We start from the raw sequence: 7,017 nt of genomic DNA, 5'->3' as shown, positions 1-7,017 counted from the left end.
CCGGAGCCGCGAACGCGCTCCGCCGCCCCGGAGCCCGGCGCGCGGGCCGCCGCACCCGCTGCCGCCGCTCCCGCCCCGCCCACTCCCGCCGTACCCGTCGCACCGGCACCCGCTCCCGCCGTACCGGCACCCGTACCCGCCGCGCCGGCACCCGCTGCCGCCGGGCCGGAACCGAGTGGGATCGCCGCGGTGATCGGGGAGTTGATCGGGCTGCGGGCCCGGGGCCGCGGCGGGGAGGCCCACGTACTTCTCTGCGAGGCGGCCGCCTGGCCCGCCGAGCGGCTGCCCGGCCTCGCCGACGAGCTGGTCCGGGCAGGGCTCGGGGCGGACTGGGCCACGCTGCTCTGGGAGGCGGCCTCGCTTCCGCCCGAGCGCCTCGCCGCGGTCGCCGCCGCCCTCGGCGAAGCCGGCCGGCACGCCGACTGCGAGACCCTGCTGCGCCAGGGCGCGGCCCGGCCCGCCGCCGAGATCGCCGAAGCCGCCCTGGCCCTGGCCGGCACCGGCCGGACCCGCGAGGCCGATGCCCTGCTCGGCGCGTTCGTCAAGGTCCGCACCGCCGAGGAGGCGGTCCGCCTGGCCCGCCGCGATCCGCAGTGGTTCACGCCCCGGCTGCTCCGGGCCGCGGGAGCCCTCTCGGCCGCGCACCACCGTGACCTCGCACACGCCCTGCGGGTTGCGAAACCGCCCGTCCGATGAGCGGATACGACCATCCGCTGCCATAACTTGATCGACTCACCCAACCGCGCACGGCGGTCTTGCCCCACGGTGTGACGAGGCCTACGTTCTACTCCCTACGCACACCGTCTACGTGCGTAGAACTCGGCGTTCCCGTCGCGAGGAGCAGCTCATGGCCCAAGTCGTACGCGCCGCACTCGTCCAGGCCACCTGGACCGGAGACACCGAGTCGATGATCGCCAAGCACGAGGAGCACGCCCGGCGGGCCGCTGCCGATGGCGCGCAGATCATCGGCTTCCAAGAGGTCTTCAACGCCCCCTACTTCTGCCAGGTCCAGGAACCCGAGCACTACCGCTGGGCCGAGGCCGTCCCCGACGGCCCCACCGTCCAGCGGATGCGGGCGCTCGCCCGCGAGACCGGCATGGTCATCGTCGTCCCGGTCTTCGAGCTCGAATCCGAGGGCTTCTACTACAACACCGCCGCCGTCATCGACGCCGACGGCAGCTACCTCGGCAAGTACCGCAAACACCACATCCCCCAGGTCAAGGGCTTCTGGGAGAAGTACTACTTCCGCCCGGGCAATCTCGGCTGGCCCGTCTTCGACACCGCCGTCGGCCGGGTCGGCGTCTACATCTGCTACGACCGCCACTTCCCCGAGGGCTGGCGCGCCCTGGGCCTGGCCGGGGCCCAGCTCGTCTACAACCCCTCCGCCACCCACCGCGGCCTGTCCTCCTACCTCTGGCAGCTGGAACAGCCCGCCGCGGCCGTCGCCAACGAGTACTTCGTCGCCGCGATCAACCGCGTCGGCCAGGAGGAGTACGGCGACAACGACTTCTACGGCACCAGCTACTTCGTCGACCCCCGCGGCCAGTTCGTCGGGGAGGTCGCCAGCGGAAAGGACGAGGAACTCCTCGTCAGGGACCTCGACTTCGACCTGATCAAGCAGGTCCGCGACCAGTGGGCCTTCTACCGCGACCGCCGCCCCGACGCCTACGGAGGGCTCGTTCAGCCGTGACCAACCCGATCCCCCTGCACAGCCGCCACCAGGCCGTACTGCCCGACTGGCTCGCGCTCTACTACGACCGCCCCATCGAGCTGACGCACGGCGAGGGCCGCCACGTCTGGGACGCCGACGGCAACCGCTACCTCGACTTCTTCGGCGGCATCCTCACCACGATGACCGCCCACGCCCTGCCCGAGGTCACCAAGGCCGTCGCCGAACAGGCCGGCCGGCTCATCCACTCCTCCACCCTGTACCTCAACCGCCCGATGATCGAGCTCGCCGAGCGGGTCGCCGCCCTGTCCGGCATCCCCGACGCCCGGGTCTTCTTCACCACCTCCGGCACCGAGGCCAACGACACCGCCCTGCTGCTGGCGACCGCGTACCGCCGCTCCAACCAGATCCTGGCGATGCGCAACAGCTACCACGGCCGGTCCTTCTCGACCGTCTCCATCACCGGCAACCGCGGCTGGTCCCCGACCAGCCTCTCGCCGCTCCAGACGTACTACGTCCACGGCGCCGTCCGCACCCGCGGACCCTTCGCGCACCTCGACGACGCCGCCTTCACCGCTGCCGCCGTCGCCGACCTCGAAGACGTACTGGGCCAGGCCCGCGGCGGGGTCGCCGCCCTCATCGCCGAACCCGTCCAGGGCGTCGGCGGGTTCACCGCCCCGCCCGACGGGCTGTACGGGGCCTTCCGCGAGGTCCTGGACCGCCACGGCATCCTCTGGATCAGCGACGAGGTGCAGACCGGCTGGGGCCGTACCGGCGACCACTTCTGGGGCTGGCAGGCCCACGGACAGAGCGGCCCGCCGGACATCCTCACCTTCGCCAAGGGCATCGGCAACGGCATGTCCATCGGCGGGGTCGTGGCCCGCGCCGAGGTGATGAACTGCATCGACACCAACTCCATCTCCACCTTCGGCGGTTCCCCGGTCACCATGGCGGCCGGCGTCGCCAACCTCGCGTACCTGCTGGAGCACGACCTCCAGGGCAACGCCCGCCGTGTCGGCGGCCTGCTCCTGGAGCGGCTGCGCGCCATCGCGGCCACCGTGCCCGCCGTACGGGAGGTCCGCGGCCGGGGCCTGATGGCCGGCCTGGAGCTGACCAAGCCCGGCACCGACACGGCCGACCCGGACGCGGCCGCCGCCGTCCTTGAGGCCGCCCGCGCGGGCGGGCTGCTGCTCGGCAAGGGCGGCGGCCACGACACCAGCGTGCTGCGCATCGCGCCGCCGCTCTCCCTCACCGTCGCCGAGGCGGAAGAGGGCGCCGAGATCCTCGAACGGGCCCTGCACAGCATCGTGTGAACGGGAGGCGCCGCACATGTCCATCCGCACCCTCATCCGCGGCGGTCTCGTCCTCACGGCCGCCGACGAACTGCACGCGGACGTCCTCATCGAGGACGGCCGCGTCGCCGCCCTGGCGGCCCACGGCTCGGCGGCAGCCGAGTCCTGGACGGCCGAGCGCACGATCGACGCGAGCGGGAAGTACGTGATCCCCGGCGGGGTCGACGCCCACACCCACATGGAGCTGCCCTTCGGCGGGACCGCCGCCTCGGACACCTTCGAGACCGGCACCCGGGCCGCCGCCTGGGGCGGCACCACCACCATCGTCGACTTCGCCGTGCAGAGCAGGGGCCAGTCCCTGCGCCAGGGACTCGACACCTGGTACGACAAGGCCGACGGCAAGTGCTCCATCGACTACGCCTTCCACATGATCCTCTCGGACGTCAACGAGGGGACCCTGAAGGAGATGGACCACCTGGTCGGGGAGGGCATCACCTCCTTCAAGCTGTTCATGGCCTACCCCGGGGTGTTCTACAGCGACGACGGGCAGATCCTGCGCGCCATGCAGCGGGCCTCCGGCAACGGCGGGCTGATCATGATGCACGCCGAGAACGGCATCGCCATCGACGTCCTCGTCGAACAGGCCCTGGCCCGGGGCGAGACCGACCCCCGCCACCACGGCGAGGTCCGCAAGGTCCTCCTCGAAGCCGAGGCCACCCACCGGGCGATCCAGCTCGCGCGCGTCGCCGGCTCCCCGCTGTACGTGGTCCACGTCTCGGCGGACGAGGCGGTGGCCGAGCTGGCCGCCGCCCGCGACAAGGGCCTGCCGGTCTTCGGCGAGACCTGCCCGCAGTACCTGTTCCTGTCCACCGACAACCTCGCGGAACCCGACTTCCAGGGCGCCAAGTACGTCTGCTCCACCCCGCTGCGCCCGCGCGAGCACCAGGCGGCCCTGTGGCGGGGCCTGCGGACCGACGACCTCCAGGTGGTCTCCACCGACCACTGCCCCTTCTGCTTCCGGGGCCAGAAGGAGCTGGGCCGCGGGGACTTCTCGAAGATCCCGAACGGGCTGCCGGGGGTGGAGAACCGGATGGACCTCCTCCACCAGGCGGTCCTGGACGGGCACATCAGCCGCCGCCGCTGGATCGAGATCGCCTGCGCGAGCCCGGCCCGGATGTTCGGCCTCTACCCGCGGAAGGGCACCATCGCGCCGGGCTCCGACGCCGACATCGTCCTCTACGATCCGCACGCCGAGCAGGTCATCTCCGCCGAGACCCACCACATGAACGTGGACTACTCGGCGTACGAGGGCAAGCGGATCACCGGACGCGTCGACACCGTGCTCTCCCGCGGCGAACTCGTCATCGACCGCCGCGAGTACACGGGCCGGGCGGGCCACGGGGCCTTCGTCCACCGCTCCACCTGCCAGTACCTGTAAGGAGAGTCCCCGCATGGACTTCGGCCTCGTCCTCCAGACCGACCCGCCCGCCTCCCAGGTGATCAGCCTCATGAAGCGCGCCGAGCGCAACGGCTTCCGCTACGGCTGGACCTTCGACTCGGCGGTCCTGTGGCAGGAACCGTTCGTCATCTACAGCCAGATCCTCGCCAACACCGGGAAGCTGATCGTCGGCCCCATGGTCACCAACCCGGGCACCCGCACCTGGGAGGTCACCGCCTCCACCTTCGCCACCCTCAACGACATGTACGGCAACCGGACGGTGTGCGGGATCGGCCGCGGGGACTCGGCGATGCGGGTCGCCGGCCGCGCCCCCAACACCCTGGCCCGCCTGGGCGAGGCCATCGAGGTGATCCGCGACCTGGCCGAGGGCCGGGAGGCCGAGGTGGACGGCAAGCCGCTGCGGATCCCGTGGATCAAGGACGGGAAGCTGCCGGTGTGGATGGCCGCTTACGGCCCCAAGGCGCTGGCCCTCGCAGGTCAGAAGGCCGACGGGTTCATCCTCCAGCTCGCCGACCCCTACCTCACCGAGTGGATGATCAAGGCGGTCCGGCAGGCCGCCGCGGAGGCCGGCCGGGACCCCGCCTCGATCACCATCTGCGTGGCTGCTCCCGCCTACGTGGGCGAGGACCTGGCCCACGCCCGCGACCAGTGCCGCTGGTTCGGCGGCATGGTCGGCAACCACGTCGCGGACCTGGTCTCCCGCTACGGCGAGCACTCCTCGATGGTCCCGGAAGAGCTCACGGAGTACGTCAAGGCCCGCCAGGGCTACGACTACAGCCACCACGGCCGCGCCGGGAACCCGTCGGCGGACTTCGTCCCCGACGAGATCGTCGACCGCTTCTGCCTGCTGGGCCCGGCCGGGGCCCACATCGACAAGCTCCGGGCCCTGCGCGACCTCGGCGTCGACCAGTTCGCGCTCTACGACATGCACGACGCCCGGGAAGCGACCATCGACGCGTACGGCGCCGACGTCATCCCCGCCCTCAGAGCCTGACCGAGATCCCCACCGACCCGAAGGGGCGCGCGTACATGCCGGACCACACGATCGGCGACACCCGGGACCGCGTGGAGCTCGCTCCCGGGGAGGTCCCCTCCGACGGGCGCTTCGCCAACCCCGACCTCCTCCCCGTACCGGTCGAGTCCCGGCGCTGGACGACGTACAACTTCACGGCCCTGTGGGTCGGCATGGCGCACAACATCCCCTCCTGGCTGCTCGCCTCCGGGCTGGTGGCCCTGGGGATGGACTGGAAGCAGGCCGTCTTCACCATCGCGCTGGCCAACCTCATCGTGCTGGTGCCGATGCTGCTCATCGGGCACGCCGGGCCCAAGTACGGGATCCCGTTCCCCGTGCTGGCCCGGGCCCCGTTCGGGGTGCGCGGGGCCAACCTGGCCGCCCTGATCCGGGCGGCCGTGGCCTGCTGCTGGTTCGGGATCCAGACCTGGATCGGCGGCTCCGGGATCTTCGTCCTGCTCGGCAAGATCTTCGGAGGCTGGCAGGACGCGGGGAAGATCGCCGGCCAGCCCTGGCCGCTGTGGCTGTGCTTCATCCTCTTCTGGGCCCTCGAACTCGCCATCATCTACCGGGGGATGGAGGCCCTGCGGCGCTTCGAGAACTGGGCCGCGCCGTTCGTCATCGTCGGCGCGCTGGCGCTGCTGGTGTGGATCGGGGTCAAGGCGGGCGGCTTCGGCGCGCTGCTCGACCAGCCGTCCAAACTCGGCTGGGGGCAGGACTTCTGGCCGGTCTTCTTCCCCTCGCTCATGGGAATGATCGCCTTCTGGTCCACCCTCTCCCTCAACATCCCCGACTTCACGCGCTTCGGCGCCGGCCAGCGCAGCCAGATCCTCGGACAGACCCTCGGACTGCCGACGACGATGACCCTGTTCGCGCTGCTGTCGGTGTTCGTCACCTCCGGTTCGGAAGCCGTGTACGGCGCGCCGATCTGGGACCCCGTGGAGCTGGTCTCCAAGACCGACAGCGTCTTCGGGCTGCTCTACGCCCTGGTCACGGTGCTCGTGGCGACGATCTCGGTGAACATCGCGGCCAATGTCGTCTCCCCGGCGTACGACCTGGCCAACCTGGCCCCGCGCCGGATCGACTTCCGCCGCGGCGCGCTGATCACGGGCGTGGTCGGCGTCCTGATCATGCCGTGGAAGCTGACCTCCACCCCCGAGCTGTACATCTACACCTGGCTCGGCCTGGTCGGAGGCCTCCTCGGCACGGTCGCCGGCGTCCTCATCGCCGACTACTGGGTCGTGCGGCGCACCCGGCTCTCCCTGCCCGACCTCTACCGGCAGGGCGGCCCGTACTGGTACACGGGCGGCTGGAACGTCAACGCGGTGGCCGCGTTCGCCGTCGGCGGCGTCCTGGCCGTCGGGGGCTCGCACTCGGCCCCCGGCCAGGGCCCCTTCCCCGAGGAGGGGCTGATCCCCTTCCTGAGGCCCCTCGCCGACTACGGCTGGGCGGTCGGCGTGGCCTCCTCCTTCCTCCTCTACACCGCCCTCATGGTCCGCCGGCATCCCGCCCGCTGACCGGCGCCACCCGCAGTCCACCCGGAGGTCGTCCAGTGGACGGGACGACCGGTGGGGTTTGTCAGCCG

5 protein-coding genes and 1 pseudogene are annotated in these 7,017 nt (G+C 71.6%); all 6 read left to right on the top strand.

The window, feature by feature from the left end:
* A pseudogene (locus tag ACS04_RS07170) lies at positions 1-696 on the top strand (hypothetical protein); the annotation flags it as partial.
* Between the two features lie 151 nt (positions 697-847).
* Positions 848-1,690: a nitrilase-related carbon-nitrogen hydrolase gene (locus tag ACS04_RS07165; RefSeq protein ID WP_048475684.1), complete on the top strand. Its 843-nt coding sequence runs from the start codon at positions 848-850 to the stop codon at positions 1,688-1,690.
* Positions 1,687-2,982 carry an aspartate aminotransferase family protein gene (locus ACS04_RS07160; protein ID WP_245236309.1) on the top strand — a complete coding sequence of 432 codons (1,296 nt, stop codon included), beginning with the start codon at positions 1,687-1,689 and terminating at the stop codon, positions 2,980-2,982. Before ACS04_RS07165 ends, ACS04_RS07160 begins: the two co-directional genes overlap by 4 nt.
* 16 nt (positions 2,983-2,998) lie before the next feature.
* Positions 2,999-4,399: a dihydropyrimidinase gene (gene hydA, locus ACS04_RS07155; protein WP_048475683.1), complete on the top strand. Its 1,401-nt coding sequence runs from the start codon at positions 2,999-3,001 to the stop codon at positions 4,397-4,399.
* A 13-nt stretch (positions 4,400-4,412) separates the two neighbouring features.
* Positions 4,413-5,414: a TIGR03842 family LLM class F420-dependent oxidoreductase gene (locus ACS04_RS07150; RefSeq protein WP_048475682.1), complete on the top strand. Its 1,002-nt coding sequence runs from the start codon at positions 4,413-4,415 to the stop codon at positions 5,412-5,414.
* 35 nt (positions 5,415-5,449) lie between these two features.
* Positions 5,450-6,949, top strand: coding sequence for an NCS1 family nucleobase:cation symporter-1 (locus tag ACS04_RS07145; protein ID WP_048475681.1), 1,500 nt, complete (start codon positions 5,450-5,452; stop codon positions 6,947-6,949).
* Positions 6,950-7,017: the final 68 nt, after the last annotated feature.

It is taken from the genome of Streptomyces roseus (assembly GCF_001044425.1).
In the GTDB taxonomy this organism is placed as follows: domain Bacteria; phylum Actinomycetota; class Actinomycetes; order Streptomycetales; family Streptomycetaceae; genus Streptomyces; species Streptomyces roseus.
This window is presented reverse-complemented; position numbering and strand designations above follow the sequence as displayed.

Coding starts and splice junctions, on each gene's coding strand:
- ACS04_RS07145 (WP_048475681.1), top strand. CDS start 5,450: ATGCCGGACCACACGATCGGCGACACCCGGGACCGCGTGGAGCTCGCT.
- hydA (WP_048475683.1), top strand. CDS start 2,999: ATGTCCATCCGCACCCTCATCCGCGGCGGTCTCGTCCTCACGGCCGCC.
- ACS04_RS07150 (WP_048475682.1), top strand. CDS start 4,413: ATGGACTTCGGCCTCGTCCTCCAGACCGACCCGCCCGCCTCCCAGGTG.
- ACS04_RS07165 (WP_048475684.1), top strand. CDS start 848: ATGGCCCAAGTCGTACGCGCCGCACTCGTCCAGGCCACCTGGACCGGA.